Source organism: Streptomyces gottesmaniae (assembly GCF_031845845.1).
GTDB lineage: Bacteria > Actinomycetota > Actinomycetes > Streptomycetales > Streptomycetaceae > Streptomyces > Streptomyces akebiae.
This window is the reverse complement of the sequence record NZ_JAVRFJ010000090.1, coordinates 1-1535: the sequence shown is the minus strand read 5'-3', so window position 1 is coordinate 1535 and position 1535 is coordinate 1. Positions and strand designations below refer to the sequence as shown.

Annotated in this window: 1 protein-coding gene; it reads left to right on the top strand. The window is 74.6% G+C overall.

Annotated features, from left to right (window positions below; genetic code table 11):
- Nucleotides 1–1535, top strand: a 1535-nt coding sequence (locus RM704_RS44495) for a condensation domain-containing protein (RefSeq protein WP_311593551.1), incomplete at both ends; no start/stop codon positions are given.

Below are 1535 nucleotides of genomic sequence, written 5' to 3'. Positions count from 1 at the left end.
GACCAGGACCCCCCTCACCCCCCTCCAACTCGCCTTCCACACCGCCGAGACCCTCCACGAGGGCCTCACCGCCTACGGCTACGTACGCCAGAGCATCAGGGGCCCCCTCGACAGCACCCTCCTCGGCAACGCACTCGCCCACCTCTCCGCACGCCACCCCATGCTGCGGATGCGGATCACCGACGACGGAACCGCACGCCCGAGTCAGTACGCCGCCCCGGCGGGTCCCGTCGGCACGGCACCGCGCTGGTACGAGATCCGGGACCCCCGGCCGCACGATCTACGGCAGCTCGAACTCGACCTCTGCAACCGGCCGTTCGACCTGAGGACGGAGGACCCGGTGCGAGCCGTCCTCGTCCACGACCGCGACGACGCCCACCTCGCCCACCTGCTCCTGGTCGTGCACCACGCCGCCGCCGACGGCTTCAGCCTCAAGCTCATGGCCGAGGAACTCTGGTCGCTCTACACGGCATTGACCCGCGGCGAGGACGCCGCCCAACTCCCTTCACCATCAGTCCAGTTCAGCGACTACGCCGCCGCCCAGACCGCCGAACGCCAGTCCCCGTCGTACGCGGAGGACCTCGACCACTGGCGCGCCCGCCTGGCGGCACATACGACCTCCCTCCCCTCCCTCCCGTACGACGGCGACCCCGAGGCACCCCCCACCCCGCCCCTCACCCACCACCGCACCGAGATCGACGAGGAACTGACCACCGCCCTCCGCGAGACGGCCGCGCGGCACGAGGTCTCGCTGTTCCACCTGCTGCTGGCGGTGTACGGCCGTTGTCTGGCGCGGTGGAGCGGACGGCGGGCCGTCGCGGTCAATGTGGCGCGGGCGCGGCGGGAGTCGCCGGTCGCCGGCATCGACCGTCTGGTGGGGCCGCTGGCCGACACCCTGCCGGTGTTCGTGGACGTCGACCCCGCCGAACCGGTCACCGCGCTCGCCGACCGGCTGCGACGGACATGGCGGGAGGCCGAGGCCCACGCGACCCTGAGCAGCACGGACTTCGCCCGGCTGCTGTCCCAGATGCGCCCCGCCACGGGCCCCGCGCCGCGCACGGCGGCCGAGGCGGGCTTCAGCTTCGCCCGGTTCCCGGTGGTCCACGGCCCCGACTGGCCCGTCACCGTCACCCCCACGGCCGCGGCCACCGCCTCCGCCGCCACCCGCCTCGGCCTCCTCTGCTGGGAGGCCGACGCGGCCCTGCGCCTGTCGTGGAACCACCCGGCCCACCTGTTCCGCCCCGAGACCGTACGACGCCTCGCCGACGAGTACGTCACGGAACTACGGGCCGCCACCGCGGCACCCCCCGCCCCGGCGACCGCCCCACCCCACCACGCGGTCGGCACAGGTCACGGCGGCGTCGTGGACCGTCTCCGCGCCCAGTTCCGCGCCACCCCCCGGTCCGTCGCCGTCGCCGCCGACGACGGGACCACGCTCACCTACGCCGCCCTCGACACCGCCACCGCCGCCCTCGCCGCGCGGCTGCGCGCGCACGGCGTACGCCCCGGCGACCTGGTCGGGCTCCTCACGGAAC